General features: G+C 64.2%; 26 protein-coding genes. 14 read left to right on the top strand and 12 right to left on the bottom strand.

The annotated features are described in order from the left end of the window. Positions 1 to 15: 15 nt before the first annotated feature. The 4 genes from ISO16_RS19910 to ISO16_RS19895 form a co-directional block, all read right to left on the bottom strand. On the bottom strand, positions 16 to 705 hold the full coding sequence (locus tag ISO16_RS19910) for a hypothetical protein (protein ID WP_072634107.1): 690 nt from the start codon (positions 703 to 705) through the stop codon (positions 16 to 18). Continuing rightward, positions 702 to 2,045: a phenylacetate--CoA ligase family protein gene (locus tag ISO16_RS19905; protein ID WP_230304399.1), complete on the bottom strand. Its 1,344-nt coding sequence runs from the start codon at positions 2,043 to 2,045 to the stop codon at positions 702 to 704. The genes ISO16_RS19910 and ISO16_RS19905 overlap by 4 nt, the downstream gene beginning before the upstream one ends. A 387-nt stretch (positions 2,046 to 2,432) precedes the next feature. After that, positions 2,433 to 2,834, bottom strand: coding sequence for a PaaI family thioesterase (locus ISO16_RS19900; protein WP_230304398.1), 402 nt, complete (start codon positions 2,832 to 2,834; stop codon positions 2,433 to 2,435). A 270-nt stretch (positions 2,835 to 3,104) separates the two neighbouring features. Continuing rightward, positions 3,105 to 4,196, bottom strand: a complete 1,092-nt coding sequence (locus ISO16_RS19895; RefSeq protein ID WP_072634105.1) for an amidohydrolase family protein — start codon at positions 4,194 to 4,196, stop codon at positions 3,105 to 3,107. 749 nt (positions 4,197 to 4,945) lie between these two features. Between ISO16_RS19895 and ISO16_RS19890 the strand changes: the two genes are divergently transcribed. The 10 genes from ISO16_RS19890 (at position 4,946) to ISO16_RS19845 (ending at position 13,948) form a co-directional block, all read left to right on the top strand. Next, on the top strand, positions 4,946 to 5,674 hold the full coding sequence (locus tag ISO16_RS19890; protein ID WP_195886172.1) for an acyl-CoA dehydrogenase family protein: 729 nt from the start codon (positions 4,946 to 4,948) through the stop codon (positions 5,672 to 5,674). 67 nt (positions 5,675 to 5,741) lie between these two features. Continuing rightward, positions 5,742 to 6,407 carry a TetR/AcrR family transcriptional regulator gene (locus ISO16_RS19885; RefSeq protein WP_230304397.1) on the top strand — a complete coding sequence of 222 codons (666 nt, stop codon included), beginning with the start codon at positions 5,742 to 5,744 and terminating at the stop codon, positions 6,405 to 6,407. A gap of 245 nt (positions 6,408 to 6,652) precedes the next feature. Next, a complete protein-coding gene (locus ISO16_RS19880) occupies positions 6,653 to 7,285 on the top strand; it encodes a TetR/AcrR family transcriptional regulator (protein WP_139310937.1) in 633 nt (210 codons plus the stop codon). A gap of 45 nt (positions 7,286 to 7,330) precedes the next feature. After that, a complete protein-coding gene (locus ISO16_RS19875; RefSeq protein ID WP_072634103.1) occupies positions 7,331 to 8,866 on the top strand; it encodes an AMP-binding protein in 1,536 nt (511 codons plus the stop codon). A 40-nt stretch (positions 8,867 to 8,906) separates the two neighbouring features. Continuing rightward, on the top strand, positions 8,907 to 9,491 hold the full coding sequence (locus ISO16_RS19870; RefSeq protein WP_206003397.1) for a Zn-ribbon domain-containing OB-fold protein: 585 nt from the start codon (positions 8,907 to 8,909) through the stop codon (positions 9,489 to 9,491). Between the two features lie 23 nt (positions 9,492 to 9,514). After that, positions 9,515 to 10,684: a thiolase family protein gene (locus ISO16_RS19865; RefSeq protein WP_072634101.1), complete on the top strand. Its 1,170-nt coding sequence runs from the start codon at positions 9,515 to 9,517 to the stop codon at positions 10,682 to 10,684. Positions 10,685 to 10,778: 94 nt separating this feature from the next. Beyond that, positions 10,779 to 11,555 carry an SDR family NAD(P)-dependent oxidoreductase gene (locus ISO16_RS19860; RefSeq protein ID WP_072634100.1) on the top strand — a complete coding sequence of 259 codons (777 nt, stop codon included), beginning with the start codon at positions 10,779 to 10,781 and terminating at the stop codon, positions 11,553 to 11,555. Positions 11,556 to 11,634: 79 nt separating this feature from the next. Next, entirely contained in the window at positions 11,635 to 12,408 is a 774-nt protein-coding gene (locus ISO16_RS19855) for an SDR family NAD(P)-dependent oxidoreductase (protein ID WP_072634099.1), read from the top strand. Continuing rightward, positions 12,408 to 12,983, top strand: coding sequence for a nuclear transport factor 2 family protein (locus tag ISO16_RS19850; RefSeq protein WP_072634098.1), 576 nt, complete (start codon positions 12,408 to 12,410; stop codon positions 12,981 to 12,983). Before ISO16_RS19855 ends, ISO16_RS19850 begins: the two co-directional genes overlap by 1 nt. Continuing rightward, complete coding sequence (locus ISO16_RS19845; RefSeq protein WP_072634097.1) at positions 12,980 to 13,948, top strand: LLM class flavin-dependent oxidoreductase; 969 nt, start codon at positions 12,980 to 12,982, stop codon at positions 13,946 to 13,948. Before ISO16_RS19850 ends, ISO16_RS19845 begins: the two co-directional genes overlap by 4 nt. A 102-nt stretch (positions 13,949 to 14,050) precedes the next feature. Here ISO16_RS19845 and ISO16_RS19840 read toward each other — a convergent pair whose 3' ends face one another. Together ISO16_RS19840 and ISO16_RS19835 are read right to left on the bottom strand one after the other, a co-directional pair. Continuing rightward, positions 14,051 to 15,742, bottom strand: a complete 1,692-nt coding sequence (locus ISO16_RS19840; protein WP_072634096.1) for an FAD-dependent oxidoreductase — start codon at positions 15,740 to 15,742, stop codon at positions 14,051 to 14,053. 74 nt (positions 15,743 to 15,816) lie between these two features. Further along, positions 15,817 to 16,869 carry a cytochrome P450 gene (locus tag ISO16_RS19835; protein ID WP_230304396.1) on the bottom strand — a complete coding sequence of 351 codons (1,053 nt, stop codon included), beginning with the start codon at positions 16,867 to 16,869 and terminating at the stop codon, positions 15,817 to 15,819. Between the two features lie 248 nt (positions 16,870 to 17,117). Here ISO16_RS19835 and ISO16_RS19830 point away from each other — a divergent pair, with 248 nt between their 5' ends. Next, positions 17,118 to 17,807: a TetR/AcrR family transcriptional regulator gene (locus ISO16_RS19830; protein WP_072634095.1), complete on the top strand. Its 690-nt coding sequence runs from the start codon at positions 17,118 to 17,120 to the stop codon at positions 17,805 to 17,807. A 76-nt stretch (positions 17,808 to 17,883) separates the two neighbouring features. Beyond that, positions 17,884 to 18,663: an SDR family oxidoreductase gene (locus tag ISO16_RS19825; RefSeq protein ID WP_072634094.1), complete on the top strand. Its 780-nt coding sequence runs from the start codon at positions 17,884 to 17,886 to the stop codon at positions 18,661 to 18,663. 85 nt (positions 18,664 to 18,748) lie between these two features. Here the strand turns inward: ISO16_RS19825 and ISO16_RS19820 are convergent, their stop codons facing one another. Genes ISO16_RS19820 through ISO16_RS19810 form a run of 3 tightly spaced genes read right to left on the bottom strand, consistent with a single transcriptional unit; the run spans position 18,749 to position 21,284 of the window. After that, the gene (locus tag ISO16_RS19820) at positions 18,749 to 19,549 is read right to left on the bottom strand and encodes an enoyl-CoA hydratase-related protein (RefSeq protein WP_072634093.1); all 801 of its coding nucleotides are present in this window, start codon (positions 19,547 to 19,549) and stop codon (positions 18,749 to 18,751) included. After that, the gene (locus tag ISO16_RS19815) at positions 19,546 to 20,385 is read right to left on the bottom strand and encodes an enoyl-CoA hydratase-related protein (protein WP_072634092.1); all 840 of its coding nucleotides are present in this window, start codon (positions 20,383 to 20,385) and stop codon (positions 19,546 to 19,548) included. The genes ISO16_RS19820 and ISO16_RS19815 overlap by 4 nt, the downstream gene beginning before the upstream one ends. Beyond that, the gene (locus ISO16_RS19810; protein WP_072634091.1) at positions 20,385 to 21,284 is read right to left on the bottom strand and encodes an SDR family oxidoreductase; all 900 of its coding nucleotides are present in this window, start codon (positions 21,282 to 21,284) and stop codon (positions 20,385 to 20,387) included. Before ISO16_RS19810 ends, ISO16_RS19815 begins: the two co-directional genes overlap by 1 nt. A gap of 270 nt (positions 21,285 to 21,554) precedes the next feature. On the opposite strand from ISO16_RS19810, the gene ISO16_RS19805 reads away from it, so the two are divergent. Beyond that, complete coding sequence (locus ISO16_RS19805; RefSeq protein WP_072634090.1) at positions 21,555 to 22,667, top strand: acyl-CoA dehydrogenase family protein; 1,113 nt, start codon at positions 21,555 to 21,557, stop codon at positions 22,665 to 22,667. A 101-nt stretch (positions 22,668 to 22,768) separates the two neighbouring features. Here the strand turns inward: ISO16_RS19805 and ISO16_RS19800 are convergent, their stop codons facing one another. The 3 genes from ISO16_RS19800 to ISO16_RS19790 are packed head-to-tail and all read right to left on the bottom strand — an operon-like array spanning position 22,769 to position 25,674. Beyond that, positions 22,769 to 24,028 carry an acetyl-CoA C-acetyltransferase gene (locus tag ISO16_RS19800; protein ID WP_072634089.1) on the bottom strand — a complete coding sequence of 420 codons (1,260 nt, stop codon included), beginning with the start codon at positions 24,026 to 24,028 and terminating at the stop codon, positions 22,769 to 22,771. A gap of 39 nt (positions 24,029 to 24,067) precedes the next feature. After that, complete coding sequence (locus ISO16_RS19795) at positions 24,068 to 24,832, bottom strand: SDR family NAD(P)-dependent oxidoreductase (protein ID WP_072634088.1); 765 nt, start codon at positions 24,830 to 24,832, stop codon at positions 24,068 to 24,070. 38 nt (positions 24,833 to 24,870) lie between these two features. Beyond that, positions 24,871 to 25,674 (bottom strand): enoyl-CoA hydratase/isomerase family protein, encoded by an 804-nt coding sequence (locus tag ISO16_RS19790; RefSeq protein WP_072634087.1) that lies wholly within the window; start codon positions 25,672 to 25,674, stop codon positions 24,871 to 24,873. A 110-nt stretch (positions 25,675 to 25,784) separates the two neighbouring features. Here ISO16_RS19790 and ISO16_RS19785 point away from each other — a divergent pair, with 110 nt between their 5' ends. Further along, positions 25,785 to 26,552, top strand: a complete 768-nt coding sequence (locus tag ISO16_RS19785; RefSeq protein WP_072634086.1) for a crotonase/enoyl-CoA hydratase family protein — start codon at positions 25,785 to 25,787, stop codon at positions 26,550 to 26,552. Positions 26,553 to 26,598 lie beyond the last annotated feature (46 nt).

The raw sequence follows: 26,598 nt of genomic DNA, 5'->3' as shown, positions 1-26,598 counted from the left end.
TGGGCGCTCTGGCAATCAGGGCTCTACGAGGATCGTGTCGCCGTCCCGACTCACCCGGCCGGACAGTCCCGCCGGGAAATCGGCGATCCGTGCCCGTCGCACCGGGGTTGCCGACACGAGCAACCGCCCACCGGTTTCCCGGACCGCCCATTCTGCGCCGTTGATCCGCAGGACGCCCGGAGCATCCGGCGTTGCGAGACCGAGTGCCGGACCCAAGAAGGCCAGGAGAAGCGAGTCGACGTTCGCAGCAACCAGTTCGGCGTGTGCTTCCGGGCGGGCCCAGATGAGGCGCACTTTGTCGAACAATGCCGCCAGGTCCGGTTGTTGCGCCTTGGCCGCGCCGAGTGTGTCACCGCCCAAGCCGATGACGACCGTGATCGGCAGGCGCTCCAGCACCGACAGGAACCGGGTGACGTCCCAGTTGTAGGCCTCGGCCGGGGTGTAGGTCGCACCGATGAGACGCAAGGCCCGCACCACCGGGCTCAGCCACGGATTCTCATGATTGGGGGTGGTGATCAATACATGGTCGTCTGCAGTGACGCCGGCGGCGACCAGCTGCTCGTGTGCCCACGCAACGTCGCGTTCGAGATCCTCCCAGCCGATCTCGTAGTCGACGAAACCGCCACCGGAAGGGAGCACACCGATTCCGTAGATCGGGGACCGGGGCAGACGTCTCGCTGCTTCCAGCATGGTCTGACGTGTCATTTCTTCACCATCCTCGGGAACTTGGCGACGCTCGAGCTGTACTGCAGGATGTCTTCGAGAGTGAGCAGGGCGAGGTCGACATCGACACCCAGCTCCGCTTCGAGCAGGTCGGTCAGTCGACGCTCGAGATCGACCACATCCGACGTCCGTTCGGGTGCGTAACCGACTCGCAGCCTAAGGCGCGTCATCGACGCGTCCGTCCGAATGATCTGGAACATGCCGTCCGACAGCTCCGGCAGCGACTCCACCAGACGCCACACGTCACCGACCACGATGGCCTTGCCGTCGATCACGGCTTCGTCGCCCCGCCGACCCGAGAACCACATGCGGGCGTGTGTCCGCCCGCTCTGCGTGGGACGGCGGGTGACCCGCACCAGATCGCCGGATCGGAACCTGATGTAGGGGGCGACCCTGTTGTCGAGGTCGGTGGCGATCAACTCACCGACCTCCATGTCGCCGACCGGTTGGTCGGTAACAGTGTCGAGCACCTCGGGGAACATCATGTCCTCCCATAGCTGGAAGCCGTCGAGCTCCGGTCCCTCCCAAGCGGTCCCGGTATCTCCTGCACTGGTGTAGGTGACAATCCGGACACCCCAGTCCTCGGTGACCTTGCGCTTGAGTGCCTCACCCATGGGCTGTCCGGCGAAGGAGAAGAACTTGACCGAGGCGAACGCCTCCCGTAGGTCGTACTTCTCCTCGAGTTTCTCGAACTCCATGATCGCCGGCAGATGCACCTGCATATAGGCCACCTTGTGCTCGCGGATCGCGCGCACAAGGCCCTCACCTTGCCCCAGCCAGCTGTCGGCGAACACCGGCGTCAGCCCGAGGGTCGTATAGAAATCGTCCCAGTAGTTACGGAACGCGCCTACGGGAACGATCACTCTGTCGCCCGGGCGTAATCCGTGTGCATAGAGATCACGGGTGCTGGCAGCGGGCAACGGCGGAGCATCGGTCCAGATCTCCGGCAGCAATTCGGGCGCCGAGGTGGTACCCGACGTCGTGGTCACCGAAGTCAGATCCTTCGGATCCACGCACAGCAATCCGCCGTAGGGGTCACCGGTGCGCGCCCGATAGGCCTGGATATCGGCCTTGGTGAGGGTCGGAATCTTGTTGGTGAAGTCGTCGAGAGTGCGGATGTCGTCAGGTGAAACCCCGGCCGCGCTCCAGTGCTCCCGATACAGCGGAGAGTTGGCCCACGCGTACCGGACCAGCTCCAGGACCGTAGCCTCTTGAGTGGCTCTGATGACCTCCCGGGGAGCAGTTTCCACTTCTGGTTCCAGAAATTCGCGGAGCTCGCCGTCGAGCGTCTCGCGGGGGTCTTCCCGCCCAGTGATTGTCACAGTCTCCTCCATCGCCGAGGTCAGAAGAATCCGGTGCATTAGGCGACACACCGACCGATTCGTATGATCTGCAGCACAGTCTATCGGCACAAATATCTACCTGTATAGACCCATGGACGGGAACGGTGTTCCACCGCTTTACGGCCGCCCGGACCACATGCATACATCGGTAACGAGTGCCCGGAAACGATTTCATGGTCGACGGTCGTGCAGGCCGCAGGTGTCGGTACGACAGGCCCGTACCGCCCTACCTCCCCGAGCAGGGTGGACAGAGAACCGTAATCCCTCACGACCCGGTCACTCGTAGGTCTCTGCTCGCGACCACACTTGCTCGAGGGAGCAACATCAGAGCAGTCCGACCGGGAAGCGGTACGGCAACTTCGTGATCTAGGTAGATGGGTTGCCCTGGCTTTCCAGCCATGCGTAGTGGGATTCGAAATGCGTCTCGGGCCGCTTGATCATGACTGCGTCCGCCTCGGCGACGATCGCTGCCGAACTCTCCAGCTCGAGCGTTGCCTGGACGAAGACCTTGCGGTTCTCCCGCCTGACGATCCAGGCGCGGCCGATCAGCGCCCAGTCGATCGGCACCGGCCGTACGAACTTGACAGTGAGCGTTCCCGTGACGCCGAACTCGTTGTTCATCATGAGGGTGTGGCCCACCAGTTCGTCCATCACGCCTGCCGTCCAGCCCCCATGGGCCACCTGCGGACCACCTTCTTCCTCGGGCCCGCACACCACTCGGCTCACCACCACGCCGTCACCGTCGAGGTGCTCGCTTTCGATGCCCAACCGGCATCGGTTCAAGCGCCGGCAACCGTGACACAACCGCACTCCCTGCGGCGATGTGGGTGCGTACAAAGGTGAGGACGGGTCGGTGCTGACCGTCGCGGTAGGCGTTGCGTTTCGGGCGAGGTCGTCGTTTCCGGTGTCGGTCACTGAAGCCCTTTCGGCAGGGAAAGCCCGTGGTCCAGGCAGATCCACGAGCAAGCAGCAAGGTCTCAACGCTATGGCTGCGACCCGCGGGCGCCGTGACTACGTGCCCGCGGGTGGCAGTCATCCTCAGAGAACCGGAAAGAGCTCCTCGAAGGCACCCTGAAGCACCCGATCGCGGATCTTCACATCGACGTCGTCGAAGACGGTGTGCAGCGTCTGCTGAGTGTGCCCGTAGGTACCCTCGAGGTGCGGGTAGTCATCGCCCCACAGCACATTGTCGTAGTTTGTGTCCTCGATCACCTGCACAGCGCTGATGTCGTGCTGGAACGAGGCGTACACCTGCTGGCGGATGATCTCGCTGGGCAGTCGCGAGAGCCTCGGCCGAACGAACATTCCGTGCTGGCGATAACCCTCGTCCATCCGGTCCCCGATGGCGGGCACCCAACCGGCGCCACCCTCGGCCACGAGTACCTTCAGATCAGGGTGCCGATCCAGCGCGCCGCCCGCCACCAGATGCGTGATCACCCGCATTCCCGGATAGGTAGTCTCCATGTAGTTGACCACCGCGCCGCCCGGGCCGCGGTAGACGATGTTGGCCGCACCGGTACCGATATGCCAGCACAGGGGAAGCTTCAGCTCCTCCGCCACGGTCCACAACGGCTCCCAGAGGTCGAGGCCCCACGCCCGGTCGTCATCGATCCCACACGGGAAGTAGAGGGCCCGGAACCCCATCTCGGCAGCGCGCTCGGCCTCGGCCACCGCGTCTTCCACCCTCTGCAGAGGCACGATGGCCGGGGCGAAGATCCGATCCTGCTTGCCCATGACGTCTTCCATGGCCCAGTCGTTCCAGGCGCGGGCAACCGCAACCTCGAGCTCGGGATCACGAATGTTGTTGACCCAGAATCCCATAGATGGGAACGCAAGCTGGTTGCGCACACCTTCCCGGTCCAGATCCTGCAGACGAATGTTCAGGTCCTTGAACCCCGGGGGACGCATGGCATCCATGAAGTCGTTCAGCTGACGGTCGATCTGCATTCCATCGATATAGACGATCTCGTACTTCTCACCGCGCTCCGAGCGCGGCGCGCGGTCCGCCAAGCGCTTGGGCAGGCGGGAGGTCCACAGATCCTCCGGCTCCATCAGATGGGAGTCTCCGGAATGCGCCCAGATCTTCTCCTCTTCCTGCTGATCCTGAACTGCTGAAATCGCCTTGGTCATGGGTCCCTCCTCGGATCGAGTGACTTCGGGGCCGCGCCGCTGTGAGCATCGACCCACTACATACTTTACAGCGTAACGAAAATAAGTCATTCTGTGAAGAGAGAACGTACGAGATGCCCGGGAGGCGCGATGGAACCGACAATCGGTAACAAGGCTCTTACTCGCGAACAGCGCGACAAGTACCTCGAAAGCCTCAACGAAGAGACCTTGTCCGCGCTGATGCGATCCACCTGGACCTGGGACGATCGAGCACTACGGCGCACGCTCGGCGAACTGGTCACCGGACTCACCGCCGTGCGCGAATTGCGGGTCGGCGAAGTCGGCTGCCCCGCCCCGGTCCTGGAAGCAGCCGAGTCCCGAGTGCTCGCGGCCACCGGCGAGTTCGTCGCCGAGGTCCTCGGCCCACGACTGCTGGTCGATGCCGACAACGCTTTCCGTGACTCGCTACTCCCGCTGGTGGAGGCAACCGACGCACTCACCGCCGAAGCCTCTCGCGCACTGGACACCCTCGCCGTCGACGTCACCGGCCAAGTGATCGAGCGCAACGAATCACTGTCGGCGGTCCTGCCGGAGGACAGGTGGGAAGAAAAAGCGTTCAGCGGATCAGCCGCCGGCCTCGCCCGAGTGGGTTACTCCGCCGGTTACACCCTCGCCGACCGCGACTATTTCGCCGCCGCCGGCCTCGGTGCCCAGGCATACACCATCGCGGGCTCCCGATCGACGACAGCGTCGACGTGCACCGGTCCACGTTGGCGGCGGCAGAGAAGACGGGCTCCTGGGATCCGGCACTGGTGCGAACCCGAGCAAAGGCCGCCGACGGCGGCTGGCAACTCACCGGTGAGAAGTGGTACGTCCCCAGCGCCGATACCGCGGGCACCCTCTTCGTGGTCGCCCGCACTGTCGGCGGACCCTCGCTGTACCTGGTGCAACACGATGCCCCCGGCATCACGATCGAGTCCCTCGACTCCATCGACCCGACGCGCCCTCTTGCACGGGTCGGCTTCGAGGACACGCCCGCTACCCTGATCGGCCGCGAGGGCGCGGGAGGCCTGATCATGAACCGCACAGTCGACAGAGCAGCGACCGTACTCGCAGCCGAACAGATGGGCCTCGTGGACCGAGCCCTCAAATGCCTCTCCGAGGTCCTGCCCGCAGCCACCGACAGCGAGTCATGGCGCGGATACACCCGCAAGCTGGCAGAACTCGAACTGCTCCGGGCCTGCGCGACGGCACTGTGGTACCGCGCAGTGAAGCATCAGGGCGGGGACGACCCGAATGCCGCCTCCGTGGCCGCGGCGATGGCGCACATCGGCTGTTCGAACGCCGTCCGCCAGGTAGCACTGCGACTCACCTCGGTCGCTCCCGATCTCGACGCTACCGTGGTCGACACCATCACGACGCGCGCACGATACACCGACCTACTCCTCGGGGGCCCTGCGCTGTCGCACGAGCGACTCCTGGAGCGGCTGGGCGTATGAAGGCGAGGGAAGACGCCCCGGGGAGTACCCGACTCTTTCGAACGGTGGCATGCGTATGATCTTCCAGGTGGGTTCGAACGACCATCCGGCCGCTGACGGGTCCGCAACTCCGCCTCGAAAAGGCCGGGGTCGTCCTCCCTCCCTTACCGAAGACCAGATCGTGGATGCCGCCCTGGAAGTCATCAGAGCCGAGGGGCTGGACGCGCTTTCGATGCGACGTCTCTCCCAGCAACTCGGCCGCTCCCAGATGGCCGCCTACTCCTACGTCGCAGACAAGCGGGAGCTACTCGACCTGGTCGCCCGCCGCACGCTGGCCGACGTTCGGATTCCGGACGAGGCTGCCGGCTCATGGGACGCGAGATTGCGCCTGCTCATCGACGGCATCGATTCCCAGCTACGACGGAATCCCGGTATCGCCGGCCTGCTGCTGCAGCGCATGTTGCATGCCGATCGCAGGCTGCTCGACGCCTTCATGTCCATCCTGCTGAGCGCCGGCCTGCGAGAACCGCAGGTGCTGTTGTCATACGCAATGATCCACACCTACCTCTTCGGTCGATACCAGGTCGCAACGGCCGATGTCCCACACGATACCGCCGACCTACCGCCGGCTCTCGCGCAGGTGACACCGCACCTGGCAGGTTTGCACGGCGCCGATTACTACACCTTCGGTATCGAAACTCTCATCGACGGCCTGCGCGCCAGGGTCGCCGAAAACGCACCCGAAGATCACTGACGGACACTCGTCGCAAGCACAAAAGTAATTACAGGACAACGAAACCGGATCGTTGCCCGCACGAGCGCGCAGATCGGACGCCCCGCTTCGTCTCGCACACGATCGTCACGAGTGTGCCTGCACCGACAGCGTTCACGTCCTCGGTCTTCCATCGCAGCATCCTCCGCCGGAAACCGCATTCGGATCGACACTCGCGCACCTCCACCCTCATGCAGTAGAATTATTAAGTGAATTAAGAGTTGGGCATGCTTGACGAGCAGGAGTTCGAAGTGCAGCAGTCCGCCACCATGTGCGACCTCCCGCGGCCGATCCGTGATCCTGAGACTCGACGCATCCTCGACGCCGCCTGGTGGGTACTCGAACGCTCCCACTTCCGCTCCCTGAAAGTGCGGCAGGTTCTGACCGCGTCCAACACCTCGGCGAGCAACTTCTATCGGCGTTTCCCCAGCAAGGCACACCTGCTCTTGGCCCTATTGGAGGACGAAGTCCAACTCGTCGAAACTCAGCTTCGAGACCGAATCGACCCCGACGCATCGGCCGCGGAGCAACTGGAAATCTGGTTGCGATACAACATCGGTATCCTCTACCACCAGCGTCGCGCTCAACGCGCCCGCCTGTTCCTCGACCAGACCCTGATGGAGCTACTGCCGGATCAGGTCACCGCGCTCTACGGAGCCGGCGATCGATACTTGTCCGAGATCATCCGACACGGCATGAACCGAGGTGAACTCCGCGATGGTGATCCTCTACGAGCGGCGATGCTCGTCGGCAATCTGATCCGGGGCCTACTCACCGGCGGCAGCGCATCACAGAGCTCCGAGGACGACCTTGTCTCTCAGGTACACGACTTCGTCCTGAGCGCACTCGAACCTGTATGACCGTTCCGACCCACCCCGATCGCCTATCCACGCAAGGAGAAGACGGTGACCCCCACCACGTTCGGCGACATCTCACGCGAACATCGCCGTAGCTACCCCTCCGGCACTGCCATTGTCGACGACCGGAACCGGCTGACCTGGCCGGAATTCGACGACCGGATCAATCAGGCGGCTCATGCCCTGCACGCGGCTGGAGTCGCGGAAGGCGATCGGGTGCTCTGGCTCGGGCAGACCTCGTTCCGTGTTTTCGAACTGCTCGGTGCCTGCGCGAAGCTCGGTGCGATGCTGTGCCCCGCGAACTGGCGACAGTCGGACGAGGAATTCGCCTTTGTGATCGACGACTTCGATCCGAAAGTCGTCGTATGGCAGGACGAAGAGATCGGTGATGCCGTGCGCGCAGCATCCAAACTGACACAGCGCGATCCGGTGTGGTGGCAACACGATACCGAAGGGAAGGACAGCTACGAGAGCGCGCTCACCGCTCAGGGCGCCGACGACCCGTGGGGGCCGGTGGATGTCGACCTGCCACTGCTGGTGATCTACACCGCCGCCATCGGCGGCAGGCCGAACGGCTCCATGCTGACTCACCGAAACCTACTGGCGATGGCGCACGAGTCGTCCTATCTGACCCGATCCGATTCCGATTCGGTGTTCCTCAACTCCGGACCGCTGTTCCACATCGGAAATTTCCAGTGGGACGCCTTGGCGGTCTATCTGCAGGGTGGCACCAATGTCTTTATCCCGAGAATCGAAGCCGAAGCGGTACTGGAGATCATCACCCGCGAGGGCGTGACATCCGCCTTCTTGATGCCGCCCACCATCGTGCAGATGATGCAACTGTACGACCCCGACAAGCACGACGTGTCCAGGCTGCGCGGCGGACCGTTCACTCCTCTGTGGAACGGCCTGCTGGCCGAGGACACGACGCCGTGGGGTTCCACTCCCGGTGGGTTCGGCCAGACCGAAGTCAGTGGTCTGGCTGTGGTGAACGGCCACGGCGGACGCGGTCAGGGCAACTCCGGCCGTCCTTCCCCGCTTGCCCGCGTCCGCATCGTGGACGGCGAAGGACATGAACAACCGGTCGGCGGAGCCGGGGAGATCGTGGTCGCAGGCGACGTCGTGCACGCCGGCTACTGGAATCGCCCGGAGATCAATGCCCAGCGAATGCGCGACGGCTGGTGGCACACGACCGATCTGGGCAGGCGTGAGGCCGACGGCAGCATACACTTCCTCGGCACCATGACTCGGATGATCAAGTCCGCGGCGGAGAACATCTATCCGGTCGAGGTCGAGAACTGCCTCGAGCAGCACCCCGCGGTACGTGAAGCCGCACTGATCGGCGTACCCGATCCGCAGTTCACCCAGTCGGTGAAGGCAGTCGTGGCGCTTGTCGAGGGATCTGCGGTCACCGCGGAGGAATTGATCGAGCACTGCCGCGAACGTATCGCCTCCTACAAGAAGCCACGCACGGTGGAGTTCGTGAGCGAGATACCCAAGCGCGACGGTGTCAAAGACTACGAGGCGCTCGACGGGATGTTCGGTGGCGGCGGCTACCCGGGTGGGGACAACGTCCGCGCCTGATACACACTCCGGGCCGGCTCAGACAGCGAACCAGCCCTCAATGGCCGCAGCGGTCATCGACACCGCGCATGCACGCCAGGTGGCCGATCGACAACGCCTTCAACGAGAATCAGGAACACGAATGGCCGCTGAACCCACACCAGCCGGCGACTCCGCCAAGGTCGTCGAGGGGAACGACGAAAACCCTACGACAGAGACCGTCTTCGAACGCTTTCCGCGGATCCGACTGGATCAGAGCAATATCGAGTACTACCGGGGCCTGTTGCTGCAGGAACTGCGCGCCGGTTGGTGCCCACAGTGCGAACAGTGGCACACCCCGTTACGGCCGATCTGTCCGTCCTGCTGGTCGAGCGAGGTCGTAGTCCGCCCCGTACAGGGCAGCGGAACCATTCACCTGCTGACCCGGCTGTATCAAGGTCCGCCCGTCGTGGACTACACCACCCCCTGGCCGCTCGCCGCGATCGAGCTGACAGAACAACCAGGCCTGCGGATCGTGGCTCCGCTGGTCGACTCACCGGAAACCCTGCAGCGAATCGGACAGCCCGTGGAACTCACGTGGATCGAGCGCGACGGCGCACCGTGGCCCGCTTTCCGTACGGTCACGGAGAAGGAGAACGCCCGATGAATATCCTTCCGCAACGTAATCCGATGAAGGATCGCGTCGCTGTCACCGGACTCGGACGCTCCCCCTACGCCCGCGACCGGAACGTCACCGAACTGACGATGGTTCTGGAGGCAGCCACCCGCGCCATCCGAGATGCCGGGCTGACAGCGGATCAGATCGACGGCGTAGTCGGTGGTGGGCTCCACACCGGTGGCATCGATCCCGCGATCGTGGCCTCGGCCCTCGGGCTACCCAGCGTCACCTATTGGACCACCGCGAGACCACCGATCGGTAACCACCTCACCGCCGCCGTGAACGCGGTGTGGTCGGGAACCGCCAACGCAGTCCTGGTCTACCACTCGGTGTACCGGCTCGGCCGCGGAGCATTCCGCGAACGTGCCGCCGTCGGTCTTGCCGACGGGCGGGCGATGCTCGGAGACGGCCACACCGAATCCGAGCCGTACGGCATGTTCGGCCCCACCGGTTACGCCGCCTGGGCCGAGCGCTATCTCGCTACCTACGACCGCAAGCGGCAGGACTTCGGTCTGGTCGCACTGAACGGGCGCGCGAACGCCGCGGACAACCCCGAGGCGGTCATGCGCGACCCGCTCACCATGGACGGTTACCTCGCCGGCCGGATGATCCGGGAGCCACTGTGCGTCTACGACATGGACGTCCCGATCGACGGCGCCGACGCATTCGTGGTGACCACGGCCGAACGTGCCGCCGACGGCCCCAACCGTCCGGTGACCATTCACGCGCTGTCCATGGGATTGACTGCACACCCGGAGGAACACCTCACCGTGAGCCTGGAGCATACCGGGCAGAGCATCTCCGCGAACGCACTTCTGGCCCGTAGCGACCTCGGCATCAACGACTTCGACGTACTGTTCCCCTACGATGGGTTTTCCCTCATCACCCTGCACTGCCTGGAATCCTATGGATTCTGCAAGCCGGGCGAGGCCGGGGACTTCCTGCGTGAACACTGGGACGACAGTCGCGGCCGGGTCCTGATCGACGGCAAGGTACCGATCAATCCGCACGGCGGCAGCCTTTCCGAAGGCGGAACCCAGGGCGCCGGTCACCTGCGCGAAGCGGTACTGCAACTTCGCGGCGAATCCGGGAAGCGACAGGCGCCCCACGCTGCTTCCGCTCTGCTGACGCCAGGCGGATTGTTCTTCAATGCTCAGGGAATCGCGTTGCGCGCGAACTGAACTACCACCGAAGAACACTGAACGGCCGACGTCCGCCTATTCCCGCGTTCGAGCAACAAGCCGACCGCCAGTCGATTGACAGGAGTGAGATCACGTGGAGCACGAATTCATCGACCAGGTCGCACTGATCACGGGGGCAGGCTCCGGAATCGGCAAGGCAACCGCCGCACTGCTGGCCGCGAAAGGCGCGGTGGTCGTGATCAACGACATCTCGGCCGACCACGCCGAGGCCACCGCCCAGGAGATCGGGGAGCGCGGCGGCCGAGCGCATGTGATCGTCGGCGACGTCACCGAACCAGGATTCGTCGACTCGATGTTCGACCGAGTGGCCGACGATCACGGACGACTCGACATCGCGCACAACAATGTGGGATTCGGCGGAAACCGATCCATCATCGATACCGAGGACAGTGCCTGGCAGCACGGCCTGGACGGAAACCTCGGTGCAACCTTTCGCGGCGTCCGCGCAGCGCTGCGGATCATGGTTCCGAAACGACGCGGGGTCATCATCAATACGGCCTCGGCCGCCGGCGTGCGCAAGGTCGCCGGAGTTGCCCCCTACTACGGGACCGCCAAAGCCGGAGTCATCCACCTGACCCGGGAAGCCGCGGTCGAGGCCGGCGAATTCGGTATCCGAGTCAACGCGATCGTTCCCGGCGCCGTGCACACACCGGCGTTCGAGGCGTACCTCGGCGCCGATCGGTTCAGGCAGTACATGGCGCAACTACCGCTGCGCCGGATGGCCGAGGCCGAGGATGTCGCGGAGGCCGTCGCCTTCCTGGCTTCCCCTCGGGCCGCCGCCATCACGGGGATTGCGCTCCCCATCGACTCGGGCGTCGGTGCCGTCATGTACCAACCCACCATGAACTGATGCCGGCGGGTGTCGGTCCGCTGTGTGGCCACGGCACTGTCGACGCATCGGGGGCACATCGTAATGCGAGAGGATTTTCGTGGAAACGAATCACACCAACGACCGGGTAGGTCGTCTGTCAGGAAAGGCCGTGCTGGTCACCGGTGCCGGTCAGGGCATCGGTCGCGGCATCGCGCTTGCCCTCGCCCGTGAGGGCGCCTCGGTGGCACTGGCAGGCCGCACGCTGTCGAAGTGCGACGCCGTCGCCGCAGAGATCGGCGAATTCGGCGGCACGGCCATCAGCCTGGAGTGCGATGTCACCGACAAGGATCGGATCACACGCACGGTAGACGCCACCGCTACACGGTTCGGTGGATTGGATGCGCTGATCAACAACGCCCAGTCCATGACGAAAGGGCCGTTGGCCGACGTCACCCTCGAAGATGTCGAGACCTCATGGCGCAGCGGCCCACTCGCGACTCTCTGGGCGATGCAGGCAGCGCTGCCGCTGCTGCGTGAGCGCGGAGGCGGCTCCATCGTGAACTTCGGGTCCAGTTCGGCTGTCCACGGCGCACCGATGTTCGGCGCCTATGCCATCGCCAAGGAAGGCATCCGGGGGCTCTCCCGCGTCGCTGCCCGAGAATGGGGTCGCTACGGAATCCGGGTCAACGTTGTCGTTCCCACGGCCCTGTCACCTTCCGCTGTCCAGTTCCGTGACGAACAACCGGAACGATTCGAACAGCATCTCAAGCAACTCCCACTCCGTCGGATGGGCGATCCGGAAACCGATATCGGGCGCGCCGTGGTCGCACTGGTCAGCGACGACCTGGCATATCTGACGGGTGACACACTGATGCTGACCGGAGGCGAGTGATGGATTCGGCGAATTCGGCCCGATTGGCCCGAGCGGAAGCACGCTTCGAGATCAGCCAGTTGCCGATCCGCTATGCCCTCGCAGTCGACCAACGAGACGTCGACGCGTGGGTCTCCCTGTTCGTCGAGGACGTGCAACTCGGCCGGCACGGAGCAGGACGGGACGCGTTACGCGATCTCATCGATGCCCAGTTGCGCTGGTTCTACAGATCGATCCATTTCATCGGCGGGCATCGGATCGAACTGGGACCGGACGTCGGCGACGACGGTCCGGAGACTGCGACCGGCCACGTCTACTGCCGAGCCGAACACGAGGTGGACGATCGGTGGATTGTCATGGCTATTCGGTACGACGACACCTATCGCCGCGTCGGTGAGGAATGGTTGTTCGAGCGGAGAATCGAACACCACTGGTATGCAGCAGATGTGAACGAGCACCCACAGGAAGTCGATTTCGACAGCTGGCGAGTGGGAGGCCCACCTGCCCTGCCGGGACGAGAAGCGTCGTGGTCGGCCTTCTGGCCTGCGAACGTCACCGGTCCGACATCCAAGCCTGCTCACGGGAGGACACCATGACCGAGGTCGGTCTGTATTTCGATCTGCGCAACCCACCTCACCGAAACGGGTCCGCGGCGCGGCTGCACGGGTTCACCCTCGAGATGTGCGAAGAAGCCGACCGTCTCGGTGCCGACTCGCTGTGGTTCACCGAACATCACCTGTTCGACGACGGTTATCTGACCCAGCCACTGACCTTCGCTGCCGCAGCAGCGGCGCGCACTCGCCGTGCCCGGCTCGGTACCGCGATCCTGGTTGCGCCACTGCACTCTCCCGTCGAAGTCGCAGAGCAGGCAGCCTTGGTCGATTTGATCTCCGACGGACGGCTCGACCTCGGCATCGGAGCGGGATATCGCAAACCGGAATACGAGCTGTACGGCGCGTCCGACCGGGCGCGCTACGGCCGAACCGACGATATGGTCCGGCAGCTACGGAAACTCTGGTCGGAGGGCGGTGTCACCCCCGGGCCCGTTCAGGACCCCCTCCCTGTGTGGCTGGGCTATCACGGCCCGCAGGGAGCCCGCCGGGCGGGGCTCCTCGGCGCTCCGCTCCTCTCCCCGCATCCTGAGAGTTGGGCCCCTTACCAGGCGGGACTGGTCGAAGCGGGGCACGATCCGTCGATCGGCCGGATGGGTGGGGGCATACAAGGCTGGGTCACCGAGGATCCGGAGCGGGACTGGCCGCTCGTGGCTCCCTATATCGCTTACCAGGTGGATTCCTATCGCCGTCACATGGTGGAGGGAACCGGTGAACCGCTGCCGAAACCGGTCGACCCCGCTCGTCTGGTGTCCCGGGAACCGCGCGGCCCACTCTCCTACTTCTGGTTCGGCACACCGGAAGATATCGCCGAGCGAATTCGACTGCTCACGAAGGACGCTCCCGTCGAGACCGTCTACCTGTGGGCTTCGGTCGGAGGCATGCCCGAGGAGATGGTTGCCGAGCATGTCCGGGTGGTCACCACCCGCCTCGCCCCACTGTTGCGCTGACGGTCTGTCTCCATCAGGAGCCCGACGAAAAGCAAGGGAAGGGTGACCGCAGTCGCGGTCACCCTTCCCTTGCTGTCACACAGCTGGACGGTCGGCGTCTTCCTACGCGCTGCCGACCATCGCCGACCTCGAGGCTGCGAGCATTTCCTCGATCGACACGTACTTCAGCCGCGAACGTCCCGCCGCCGACCCGCGGGCCTTCTCCTGCTTGTCGATCTGCAACCAACCCCGATAATCGACATACTCCGGGCGCCGCTCGGCGACCAACGTCGCCAGCTTCTCCCGATCCGCGACCGGCTCGGGCAGCCTGCCGGCGACGAAATCGTCGAGGATCTTCTCCACCGTCTCGGCCGAGCACTGCTTGTTGGTGCCGATCACCCCACTCGGCCCCCGCTTGATCCAGCCCGCGGTGTAGACACCGGGCACCGGCGCCCCGGTCTCGGGATCGATCACCCGACCGCCCTCGTTCGGGATGACCCCGCGCCGCTCGTCGAAGGGCAGACCCGCCGGCGCGGTCCCCCGATACCCGATCGACCGCAACACCAGACCGGCCGCGATCGTCTCGGTGTCGCCCGTCGGACGGGCCTCGAGACGCCCGTCGACCTCGACGAGTTCGTTGCGTTCGAGGGTGACGGATTCGACGGCCCCGTCGCCGGAGATCTCCACCGGCGACGCGAGGAACCGCAGCACGATGCGCTTGTTGCCCTCGATGGGGGTGCGCTGGGCGAACCCCTCGACCTGCCGGACCTTCAGTGCCAGGCGGGGTTCGACCTCCGGATCGTCGATCAACGCGCGGCTGACCGGATCGAGCTGCACCTCGACCGGGTCGACGACCACATCGACCCCGGGCAGCTGCCCGAGCGCGAGCAGTTCCGGGTTGGTGTAGGCGGCCTGCGCCGGGCCGCGCCGGCCCACCACCACCACCTCACGGATGTTCGAGGCCCGCAACGCGGCGAGCGCATGCTCGGCGATATCGGTGCGGGCGAGATCCTCGGGATCCACCACCAGCGCTCGCGCCACATCCAGCGCCACGTTGCCGTTGCCGATGATCACCGCCCGTTGGGCCGACAGGTCGAAGGTGCGGTCGGCGAAATCCGGATGGCCGTTGTACCAGGCGACGAATTCGGTCGCGGCGTGCGAACCGGCCAGATCCTCCCCCGGGACACCCAGCCGGCGATCGCTCGCGGCACCGACGGCGTAGATCACCGCGTGGTGGTGGGCGAGCAGCTCCTCGTGGGTGATGTGGGTGCCCACCTCGACGTTGAAATAGCACGCGGTGTTCTTGTGGCCGATGGCGCTGCGGAACACATCCCCGACACCTTTGGTGCTCTGATGATCGGGGGCCACCCCGGCCCGGACGAGCCCGTAGGGGGTGGGCAGACGGTCGAAGATGTCGACCTGCACGGCCGAGTGCGTCACCAGATCCATCGCCGCGTAACACGCCGCCGGCCCGGATCCGACGATCGCCGCGCGCAAGGTGCCCGCCTCGGCGGGGAGCTTGCGGCGGGTCCGCAGTTCGGGCCAGTCCGGTCCGATCGGATAGCGGCGGTAGTACTCGGCATTGATCTCCAGATACGGTTCCTGCGCCGGCGTGAGCTCGTTGTCCGCCGCGATCGCGTCCACCGGGCACTCGTCGACACAGGCCCCGCAGTCGATGCACGTGTCGGGATCGATGTAGAGCATCTCCGTCGTCGCGAACGGCGCTTCGTCGGGTGTCGGGTGGATGCAGTTGACCGGGCAGACCTCGACACACGAGACGTCGTTGCAACACGCCTGAGTGATCACATAAGCCACAGTGCTACCTGCCCGATATCCGACTGCGAGACGGCTTCACGTTGCAGACTCATCGTCTTCGTTCCTTGTCTGCTCTACCAGGTGACGGGGAGAGTCTTGCGTCCCCAGAAATTGAACGGTTCGATTCGCTCCGATTCGCCGTCCAACCGCAGTCCTTCGAACTTGTCGAGTAGTGCGTTCAGGGCGATCCGCGCTTCCAGCCGGGACAGCGCCGCACCGGGGCAAGCATGTGCGCCCTTACCGAAGGCGATGTGACGCCGCAGTTCGTCCCGCGGGCGGCCGAGACGGAATTCGTCGGGCTCGGAGAACATTTCGGGATCACGGTTTGCGGATCCGTAGGTTGCCATGACCCGGGTCTTCTCCGGAATTTCGGTCCCGCTCAATTCCGTCTGCTGCACGCTCGTTCGGAACATCCCGAGCACCGGCGGGTCGAAACGCAGGCTTTCTTCGATAGCAACGTCGACCAGGTCCCTGTCCGCGACAACGGCGGCCCACCGTTCGGGCTTCTCCAGCAATCGCCAGACCACGTTGGTGAGCAACGAGATCGTGGTCTCGTTGCCTGCGAGGAGAAGGTTCATCAAGGAGTTCGACACCTCGTAGTCCGTGAGCTGTCGTCCGTCCTCCCCGCGAATCACGAGCAGCATGGACATGAGGTCGTCCGGCACAACATCGCCCAGGTGCTCGGGTCCCGGGTTCTCGACCTTCGCGAGTGCTTCCTTGCGCGGCGCGAGTTGCCCCTCCCAGTAGGCGTCGAGCTCTTCGAGGATTCGAAGGAATTCGGCAGGATCATTGCTGTTCATCCCTTCCGCCATCAGCGCGTCGGAAAGGTCCTTGAAGCGCCCCACGTCACCCTCGATTCCGAGGAGGCGAGCGGCCACGAGGACGGGCAGCGGTCCGGCGAACAGCTCGTGGAAGTCACCCGGTCCGTGGGCTTCCATCCGGGTAAGCAAGTCGTCGGCCAGTTCCTTGATGACCGGTTCGAGTGCTTTCACCTGCTTGACGCCCAGGCCTGCCATCACTGCGCGACGGAATTTCATGTGCTCCGGGCCGTCGGTGTTGAATCCGACGCCCCGCTGGAAACGTGGTCCGATGCCGTACTTCGCGGTCCACTCGGACTGGTCGGTCACGATACGAACCACATCCGCGTATCGGAGAGCTACGAAGAAGCCGGGTTCGTGATTCTCGACGTGCGGAACCGGGCATGCCCCACGCGTTTCGGCGTACGCCGTGAAGGGATCCTCGAGGACATCGGCAGAGAACGGGTCGAAAGCGGGGCAAGAACTCACCGGAAGACTCCTAGAATTAGGGTACCATGTTGGTACCCTAATGCTCGCTCGCTTTGGTTCTGATGTCAACAGGTGCCATGCTCAGGTTTGTGAGCACGCCCGCAACGTCGAACCCCAAGCGCCCCGGGCGCCGCCGAGACGAGTCACTCACAGTCCGAATTCTCGAAGCCGCGCGCGAAGAGATCGCGACGGTCGGAGCGGCCGACTTCAGCATCCGCCAGGTGGCACGGCGCGCCGAGGTTTCCAGGAAAACCATCACGGCTCGGTGGCAGAACGCCGACGAACTCCTCCTCGCAGCGATCGGCGCAATCGATCTGGTCGAGTTCGAACCCACCGGAGATCTGGAGAGTGACCTGTTCACTCTGGGAGCGATGTTCGTCGACGGCCTTCGGTCCGACACCCTCGAACTCCAACTACGACTCACCGCCGATGCCGGCAAGCACCCCGAGGCGTATTCCCTCTTGCAACGACATGTTCTGGAACCGCGGTCACGCGCTCTCGCTGCCGCACTTCGAGCCGCCCAGAAAACGGGCCAGATCCGCGACGGCGAAGTGACCTGGCTCGTTCGAGCGTTCTTCGGAGCGCTGCTGTCCTGCACCTTCCAGCACCCGAACCGATCGTCACCTTCGGCCGACGAGCTTCGCGAATTGATCGCCCAGATGAAGTCATGGGCAGCACCCGAACCGTCCCGATCGGACCCTTCATCGCGCCGACGCCGGAACACGGCGTCACCCGAACAGGCATCCACATCCTTGACGAGTTCGCCGCGAACACGTTAAATGATTAAGCTATTAAGTCTTGGGTGGTTCACCCATCGGTAAACCTTCCCCTTCGGCGATCGACAGGAGAACACATATGTCCCCCACCAACCTGAGTGGAACATCCGCTATCGTCACCGGCGGCGCGGGCGGTTTGGGTGAGGCCGTGGTTCGCGGGCTGCACGCCGCCGGCGCGTCGGTCGTCATCGCCGACCTTGCGGACGACAAAGCCAAGTTGCTCGCAGACGAGCTCGGCGAATCGGTCGTGTACTCCCGCACCGACGTGACCGATTCGGACAGTGTTGCGGCCACGGTCGAAACGGCAAGCCGGCTCGGTACGCTCCGCTACGCCGTGATCACCCACGGCGGGTGGGGCGTCGCCGAGCGAATCGTCAACCGCGACGGCAGCCCGGCGAGCCTCGAAGGATTCGCCAAGACACTCGATCTGTACCTCACCGGCACCTACAACGTGCTGCGCCTGGTGAGCGCCGAGATCGCCAAGAACGAACCGAATGCGGACGGCGAACGTGGAGCGGTCGTGCAGACCGCGTCCATCGCCGGTTACGAGGGCCAGATCGGCCAGAGCGCGTACGCTGCCGCGAAGGCCGGTGTCATCGGCCTGACGATCGCTGGCGCACGCGACCTGAGCTCGGTGGGTATCCGCCTCAACACCATCGCCCCGGGAACGATGCACACGGCGATGATGGAGTCCGTCGGAGAAGAAGCACTCCAGAAGTTCTGCACGAATGTGCCCTTCCCGAAGCGACTCGGCAAGCCGGAAGAATTCGCAGATCTCGCGCTGACGCTGCTGACCAACGGCTACATCAACGGTGAGGTTGTACGACTCGACGGAGCACAACGCTTCGCACCCCGCTGACGAGCAATCACGTGAATGGCCGGTCCGCACCGAAAGGGCGGGCCGGCCATTCACGTAAAGTCGTACTCGATCCCGGAACAGAGGCTCAGAACACGGTCGGAGTATAGGGGTCGAATCGGGGATTGCGCTTCTCGACCAACGCATCTACACCCTCGCGGAAGTCCGGGCGTCCCTTCGCCAGTGTCAGCAGATGCTGAGCCCTTATCCTGGCCTGCTCCATCGTCGACTCGGTGTCGCGCCACACCTGCGACTTCATCATCGCCATCGATACCGGCGACACATTCGCTGCGATGGAACGCGCATACTCGACCGCATCCTCGAGCACTGATCCCGGTTCACTGAGGCGTTGCACCACACCGAGATCCAGCGCTTCCTCGGCCAGAAACACCCGGCCGGATACCACCAGGTCCATCGCGTGAGCCGGGCCGACAAGCCGGCCGAGGATCCACGCAGATGCGTCCTCGGCCGGCAGTCCCCGCTTCGAGAATGCAGTCGTGAACTTCGCGCCACGGACGGCGAATCGGTAGTCGAAACACAAGGCCTGGGCCAACCCGATCCCGGCACAAGAACCGTTGATGGCGCCGATGATCATCTTGGGGATGGTGGTGGCGTACGTCTGCGGCAGCCGGTTCGTCGCATAGGTCGATCCCCCCTTGATCCCGTCCAGCACGCGGGGATCCAGGCCCGGACAGAACGTGGATCCGGCGCCGGTCACCACGATGACACGAACATCCTGATCCTCGACAGCGCGATCGAGCGCCGAGTAGAACGCCGTCTCCATCTCCAGCGACCACAGATTCTTGCGCTCGGGCCGGTTGAGCGTGAGTACCAGGACGCCGTCATCGTCCACTTCGTAGAGTACCGGTTCGTTGTCCGACACTGTCATCCCTCCCATTCGCTCGATGCAGCAACGTCCACCGCGTAACGCTTGTCGAGTGTGAAATGAGCGGGTCGCTTCTCGATGAATGCCGCGACCCCCTCTGTCGCGTCCGACTCTCGTCCGATCGCCCGGAAGTTCTCCCATTCGAGATGGAAGGCCGCCTCTCGGTCGGTTTCCTCGAGCAGCGAGTACACCAGTTCCTTCGTCAGGCCGACGGCAGCCGCGCTGGTGTTGTCGGCAATCTCGTTTGCAATCGTCAGGGCAGTGTCGAGCACCTGGTCACCAGGAACTGCCCGCGCGGCGATTCCGAGTTCCCGCGCTTCCGCGCCACTGAACAATCGCCCGGTCAGGAGAAGTTCGACCGCGGTGGACAGGCCTACGAGTTTCGGAAGCAGCCACAAGGAGTTCTGCTCGGGAATGAGTCCGCGGCGTGAGAAGACGAAACCGTACTTCGCGCTCTCGTTGACCACCCGGATGTCCCATTGGAGCGCGAAGGTCAACCCCAGTCCCACCGCGGATCCGTTCATCGCCGCGATGACAGGGGTTCTCAGCTTCCAGGGTCGAGGACGGTCGCGCATCATTTTTCGAGCGCGTGCGGTTTGTTCGGCGTCGAACGCGAAGTTCGCTCCGCCCGGTTCCATGTCCGCGCCGGTGGAGAAGAACCGGCCCCGCCCGGTGACCACGATCGCTCGGACCTCGTCGTCGGAGTCGAGTGCAGCCAACTGCTCGTGCAGCTCGACCTGCATATCCGAGATGAATCCGTTCCCGCGGTCCGGTCGGTCGAGCCAGACGACGGCTACCGAGTCGCGCCGTTCGACACTGATTCCGTTGGCCGGTGTCATCACGCCCCCTGGCGTGGTTGTCCCGAACCGTCGGAGTTGGGCCGGGCCTCCGCGACGAGACGAGGAATTACCTCACCGAGTTCGGCCGGATCCCACTTCGCGTACTTCTCCTCGGAAGGTCCGGCCACCCATGTTTCCGCGACTCCGATGCGCCCGCCCTTGACGTTGAAGACCCGTCCCGTGATCTGCGAGGCTTCGGGCGAAGCCAACCACACGACCGGAGGGGCGATATTGGCCGGTGAGCCGTAGTCGAATCCGGTCTTCTCCTTGATTTCCTCGAGCTTCGCGACGTAGGCGTCGAGACCGGCCGTCATCTGCGTGAGTGCGCTGGGCGCGATCGCGTTCACCGTGACACCCAAGCGCGACAGTTCGTCCGCGAGGATGACGGTGAAGGAAGCGATGGCGGCCTTGGCCGCTCCGTAGTTCGACTGGCCGACGTTTCCGTAGAGGCCGGACGGTGAGGACGTGTTCACGATGCGAGGATGCGAAACAGGTTCACCGGCCTTGCGCTTCGACCGCCAGTAGTCCACTGCGTGACGCGTGGGGCAGAAGGTTCCCCGCAGGTGCACGCGCATGACGTCGTCCCACATGCCCACGTCCATGTTGACGAACATCTTGTCGCGGAGGATGCCCGCGTTGTTCACCAGTACGTGCAGGTCACCGAAGGTGTCGATCGCCGATGCGACGAGCCTGCCGGCGGCGTCCCAGTCCGACACGTCGTCCTTGCTGGCGATCGCTTCGCCGCCCATCGCCTTGATCTCCGCAACGGTGTCGTCGGTCGAGCCGAGATCGTTGACCACGACTTTCGCACCCTGTCGCGCAAATTCCAGTGCATGTTCGCGGCCGATGCCCTGCCCGGCACCGGTCACGATCACGACCCGATCGTCATGCAAGCCCATGTCGCCTCCTGGTAGTTCGTGGACGGCTCGTCGACCGGCGCGTGTTGCGTTCCTGTGCGCAACCCGGCATTGCCTGCACCCGCAGCCGACAAACCCAGTCCAATTAGTTAGTTATTTGTACTCTATTTCGATGACCGCGCCAAGCCCTCGGCTCCCGCGCGCCGACCGGCAGTCCCAGCCACCTTTAGGCGGGACGGACTGCCCTCCCGTTGTCGAATAAGTTATCTTATTATACTCTTTGAGTGAGATGCATCCCGACTTAGGAGAGCAATGTTAATCTCAACTCCCGAGCAGGACGAGCTACGCTCCGTCGTGCGGCGACTGCTCGACACTCATTCATCCGAGCAACACGTACGCTCCTTCTTGGATCAGTCCAGCGGCTTCGACGTCACCTCGTGGAAACTGATGGCCGACCAGATCGGCGTCCAAGCACTTGCCATCCCCGAGGAGTACGGGGGCGCCGGCTTCGGTTTCGCCGAACTCGCGATAGTTCTGGAAGAGAGTGGCCGGGCCCTTCTCTGTGCACCGTTGCTGTCGACGTGCGTCCTGGCGACGTACGCGTTGCTGCTCGCCGAAGACTCTGATGCTGCCGCCGAACACCTTCCTGGAATCGCAGCCGGCGACACGATCGCAACCCTGGCAGCCACCGAAGGTGGCGCCGCTGCGTCGGAAGAGGACGTCCGAGCGCGAGCCGAGCTCCACGACGGGTCCTATCGCGTCACCGGAGTCAAGTCGTACGTTCTCGACGGGGCGGACGCAGATCTCCTGATCGTCGCTGCTCGTACGGATCGGGGGGTCTCCCTGTTCACGGTCGACGCACACGCCGAGGGCGTCACGACGGAACCACTGTCGACCCTCGACCGGACACGCAATCTCGCCACTATCACACTGGACAGTGCACCGGCGTCCCTACTGGGGACCAACGGACACGGTTGGACCATCGTCACCGAGGTCCTCGAGGTCGGTGCAGCAGCACTCGCGGCCGAACAGGTGGGCGGCGCCGCTCGGGTCCTCGAGTCCACCGTCGAATATGCCAAGATGCGTCAGCAGTTCGGACGCCCCATCGGCTCCTTCCAGGCCATCAAGCACCAGCTCGCAGACATGCTTGTCGAACTCGAATCTGCTCGGTCGGCGGCGTACTACGCAACCGGTGCTGTCCAGGCGGGTTCCGACGATCGATCACTCGCGTCGTCCATCGCGAAGACGTACTGCTCGGACGCCTACTATCACATCGCCGCCCAGAGCATCCAGATCCATGGGGGCATCGGGTTCACCTGGGAACACCCCGCACACCTCTACTTCAAACGGGCACGCGGATCCCAGACACTCCTCGGATCCCCCGGACTACACCGCAATCGCATCGCGGACCTCGTAGGGCTCTGAATCCCTGAAAGACGTACGTGGGTGGTTCGATTCCGTGAAATCGAACCACCCACGTGCATTTGGAGAACGTGCCTCACCGGCACCCGCTTCACCGTGAAACGTCAGGACAGACGTTCCAGGATCATCGCCATGCCCTGGCCGCCTCCGACGCACATCGTTTCCAGACCGAACTGCTTGTCATGGGTCGCCATCGAGTTCAGGAGAGTGGTTGCGATCCGGGCGCCTGTCATACCGAAGGGGTGTCCTGCCGCGATACCGCCGCCGTTGACATTCAACTTGTCGAGCGGGATACCGAGTTCCTTGTACGAGGGGATGACCTGAGCCGCGAAAGCCTCGTTGATCTCGAACAGGTCGATGTCGGCGATGCCGAGTCCGGCATTCGCCAGAGCGTCGCGAGTGGCCTCGACAGGTCCGAGCCCCATGATTTCCGGCGACAGTGCAGAGACACCCGTGGCCACGACGCGCGCCAGAGGGGTGATCCCCAATTCGGCGGCCTTGCGATCCGACATGACAACCAGCGCTGCTGCGCCGTCGTTGAGGGGGCACGCGTTGCCTGCTGTGACGGTCCCGTCGGGACGGAAGACCGGCGCCAGCGCCGCCAGTTTTTCGAGAGTGGTACCGGCGCGCGGACTTTCGTCGTGATCCAGCACGGTTCCGTCGGGGAGGGTCAGGGGTGTGATCTCACGCTTCCAGAACCCGGACGCGAGTGACTGTTGGTACAGCTCCTGCGAACGAAGAGAAAATTCGTCCTGCTCCTCCCGCGAGACACGGCACATCTGAGCGACGTTCTCGGCCGTCTGTCCCATCGCGATATAGACGTCCGGCAACTCACCTGCCGAACGCGGGTCGGTCCATTCCGCGGCCTGCCCGGAACTCCGTTCGCGCGTCCTCGACTGCGCCGGCGCGAAACGCGGATTCGTCCAGGGATTCGCCGCGCGATCGCGCGGATCGGCGTCATCCGCGACCGGTGGAGTATCGGCGTGTCCTCGGCGACCCCGGCTGATTGCCTCGACACCCGCTGCGATGAAGACGTCACCTTCACCGGCGCGAATGGCATGCATCGCCATCCTGGTCGTCTGCACGCTCGACGCGCAATACCGCGTGACCGTCGTGCCCGGTACGGAATCCCATCCGAGTAGGGTCGACACGACCCGACCCATATTGAAACCCTGTTCGCCGCCGGGTGCGCCGCAGCCCACCATCAGGTCGCGCACCGATGACGGATCCAGTTGCGGCACTTGGTCGACGGCGGCTCGTACTGCGTGCGCAGCGAGTTCGTCTGGCCGCATGTCCTTCAGCCCGCCCTTGTAGGCCCGGCCGATCGGGGTACGGGCGGCCGCAACGATCACAGCTTCCGGCATGATTCTCCTTCTCTCGTTCGGGTGCGGTTTCTGAACCGCTCAGTAACGCATGTGGGTTCCGGCAGCGACGTTCACTGTTTCACCGGTGATGTTCTTCGCCCTGTCGGAGATGAGGAACGCCGCCGCCTCGACGATGTCGTCGACGTGGGACAACCGTCCCAGTGGGGACCTTTCCCGTTCGCGGGCTTGCATATCGGAGTGCAGGGCATCCGTGAATCGAGTACCGGTGACCATCCCCATCGACAATGTGTTGGCTCGAATCCCGTAGGGACCACCTTCGTGCGCGCAACTGCGTGTCAGCACATTCAGCCCACCCTTGCTGACCGCGTACGGGGCTTCGATGCCCTCGCCGCCCACATCGGGTGCGTAGGTCGAAACGTTCAGGATGACACCCGGGATGCCGGCGTCCCGCATCTGTCTCATCACCTGGCGCGAAAGCATCCACGGGCCGGTGAGATTCACCTTCAGCACGCGATCCCAATCCGCTGGGTCGTAGTCGAATATCGGCCCCATCACATTGAGCGCCGCGTTGTTGACCAGAATCGTAATCGGACCGATCTCCGCGAGAACGGCGTCGGTGACCGCCACGATGCGGTCGCGGTCACCCACGTCGAGAACGTGCCCGACCACATTGCCGCGGGTGTTTTCTCGAATCTCCGCTACAGCAGCCTCGAGGCGCCGCTCATGCGAGTCGGTGACCACCACCGTAGCGCCGTCGGCGGCCAGGCGAGTTGCGATCGCCTTGCCGATTCCGGCCCCCGCAGCGCCCGTGACCAGCGCCACGCGCCCGTCCAGTCCCGACATCGCAGAATTCCCTTCTTTCGGTGTGATCGACATGGATGTCAACTCGTCCGATTCTGCCGGGCAGAGGCAGCATCGACGAGGGCTCGGGACAGGTCCCGGTGTTCCGCAGAGTTGACACTTGCGCGTTCTGCCGCCAGCGCGTCGTCGAGCAGGCCGGCGAGGGCACGCGAGGTATGCGTACTCATCAGTCGCTTCGTCTGCCGAAGGGCGTCATGAGGTACCGCGGCCAACTTGTGCGCGAGCTCCATCACCGCCGGCATGAGATCCTCGTGCTCCACCACGCGATTGACCAGGCCGAGATCCTTCGCGATCGGCGCAGTGATGCGCTCCCCGGTGAAGACGTACTCCTTGGCCCTCAGAGTCCCCATGATCAGAGGCCACAGTAGAGCAGCCCCGTCTGCCGGCACCAGGCCGACACCGAGATGCGGGTCGGCAAGGAAGGCGCGGTCCGAGGCAATTACCAAGTCGCACAACGAGATGAGACTCGCGCCCAAGCCCACGGCCGCGCCGTTGACTGCGGCGATCAACGGCTGCGGCAAGGCCATCATGCCCTGCACGGTCCGCCTCGCCTCCGAGAAGACCTCGTCCTGGATCGTGGGGTCTTCCTGAGTCGCAACCATTCGAGGCAGGTCGCCCCCGGCGCTGAACGCCTTGCCCGCCCCGGTCAGGACAACCACGCGACATCCCGGATCGACCGCCAGAAGATCCCAGATCTCCGCGAGTTCACGGTGCATGACCGCGTCGGCGGCATTGCGAGCGTCCGGACGGTTCATCGTGACGATCCTCACCGGGCCGTCTGCCGTCACCTTCAGCGTTTCGAGCCGACTCGACCAATCCGTCACGACATTCTCCTTGCTTCGCGTCGACCGCTTTCACGGTAGTTGTAGTTTAATTATTGCACCTTTAACGTCCGATCGACAGCCCGATCCCCCCATCGAGAACGGAGTACAGAATGTCTACCGATTCAGCTGTGACAGTCGAACAGCACGAACGCATCCTGCTCGTCACCATCGACCGCCCCGAAGCCCGGAACGCCATCAACCGAGAAGTCAGCTTCGCCTTGTCGGACGCCATGGATCGACTCGACCAAGATCCGTCGCTCTCGGTTGCCGTCCTCACCGGTGCCGGCGGCAACTTCTGCGCAGGGATGGACCTCAAGGCATTCGTTCGCGGCGAGGACCCTTCCGTCCCCGGACGGGGACTCGGATTCACCGAGGCTCCTCCACGCAAACCCGTGATTGCTGCCGTCGAGGGATTCGCACTGGCCGGAGGCACCGAACTCGCACTCGCCACCGACCTCATCGTGGCGTCCAGAACCGCGATGTTCGGGATTCCCGAGACGAAGCGCGGCCTCGTCGCCGGAGGAGGTGGTCTCATTCGGCTCCCTCAGCGCATTCCCTATCAGCTCGCGATGGAACTTGCGTTGACCGGCGACAACCTCCCTGCCACACGGGCTCACGAGCTGGGCCTGGTCAATCGCCTCACCGAGCCGGGCGAGGCAATGGAGGCAGCGATGGAACTTGCACGGAAGATCACCGCCAACGGCCCGCTCGCGGTCGCGGTCACGAAGGAAGTCATCACGCAATCACGCGATTGGCCCGCCGCCGAAGCCTTCGACAGACAGCGTACGATGATCGATCCTGTGTTCACCTCCGCCGACGCCAAGGAGGGCGCACTCGCTTTCGCCGAGAAACGAGCACCCGTCTGGTCCGGCCGGTAGACCGCACCTTCACCCGAATACGAACCGCCGCCCGTCTCCCCGTCAG

The organism is Rhodococcus sp. M8 (assembly GCF_015654185.1).
Taxonomy (GTDB): Bacteria; Actinomycetota; Actinomycetes; order Mycobacteriales; family Mycobacteriaceae; genus Rhodococcus; species Rhodococcus aetherivorans.
The sequence above is the reverse complement of the archived record's forward strand: the minus strand, read 5'-3'. Positions and strand labels throughout refer to the sequence as shown.

What these genes read in the sequence shown, in the direction of transcription:
- ISO16_RS19810 (WP_072634091.1), bottom strand. Translation starts at nt 21,284, where the DNA reads ATGGGCTTGCATGACGATCGGGTCGTGATCGTGACCGGTGCCGGGCAG.
- ISO16_RS19850 (WP_072634098.1), top strand. Translation starts at nt 12,408, where the DNA reads ATGGATTCGGCGAATTCGGCCCGATTGGCCCGAGCGGAAGCACGCTTC.
- ISO16_RS19800 (WP_072634089.1), bottom strand. Translation starts at nt 24,028, where the DNA reads ATGCCGGAAGCTGTGATCGTTGCGGCCGCCCGTACCCCGATCGGCCGG.
- ISO16_RS19795 (WP_072634088.1), bottom strand. Translation starts at nt 24,832, where the DNA reads ATGTCGGGACTGGACGGGCGCGTGGCGCTGGTCACGGGCGCTGCGGGG.
- ISO16_RS19895 (WP_072634105.1), bottom strand. Translation starts at nt 4,196, where the DNA reads ATGACCAAGGCGATTTCAGCAGTTCAGGATCAGCAGGAAGAGGAGAAG.
- ISO16_RS19870 (WP_206003397.1), top strand. Translation starts at nt 8,907, where the DNA reads ATGGCCGCAGCGGTCATCGACACCGCGCATGCACGCCAGGTGGCCGAT.
- ISO16_RS19865 (WP_072634101.1), top strand. Translation starts at nt 9,515, where the DNA reads ATGAAGGATCGCGTCGCTGTCACCGGACTCGGACGCTCCCCCTACGCC.
- ISO16_RS19805 (WP_072634090.1), top strand. Translation starts at nt 21,555, where the DNA reads ATGTTAATCTCAACTCCCGAGCAGGACGAGCTACGCTCCGTCGTGCGG.
- ISO16_RS19880 (WP_139310937.1), top strand. Translation starts at nt 6,653, where the DNA reads ATGCTTGACGAGCAGGAGTTCGAAGTGCAGCAGTCCGCCACCATGTGC.
- ISO16_RS19825 (WP_072634094.1), top strand. Translation starts at nt 17,884, where the DNA reads ATGTCCCCCACCAACCTGAGTGGAACATCCGCTATCGTCACCGGCGGC.
- ISO16_RS19845 (WP_072634097.1), top strand. Translation starts at nt 12,980, where the DNA reads ATGACCGAGGTCGGTCTGTATTTCGATCTGCGCAACCCACCTCACCGA.
- ISO16_RS19820 (WP_072634093.1), bottom strand. Translation starts at nt 19,549, where the DNA reads ATGACAGTGTCGGACAACGAACCGGTACTCTACGAAGTGGACGATGAC.
- ISO16_RS19785 (WP_072634086.1), top strand. Translation starts at nt 25,785, where the DNA reads ATGTCTACCGATTCAGCTGTGACAGTCGAACAGCACGAACGCATCCTG.
- ISO16_RS19815 (WP_072634092.1), bottom strand. Translation starts at nt 20,385, where the DNA reads ATGACACCGGCCAACGGAATCAGTGTCGAACGGCGCGACTCGGTAGCC.
- ISO16_RS19910 (WP_072634107.1), bottom strand. Translation starts at nt 705, where the DNA reads ATGACACGTCAGACCATGCTGGAAGCAGCGAGACGTCTGCCCCGGTCC.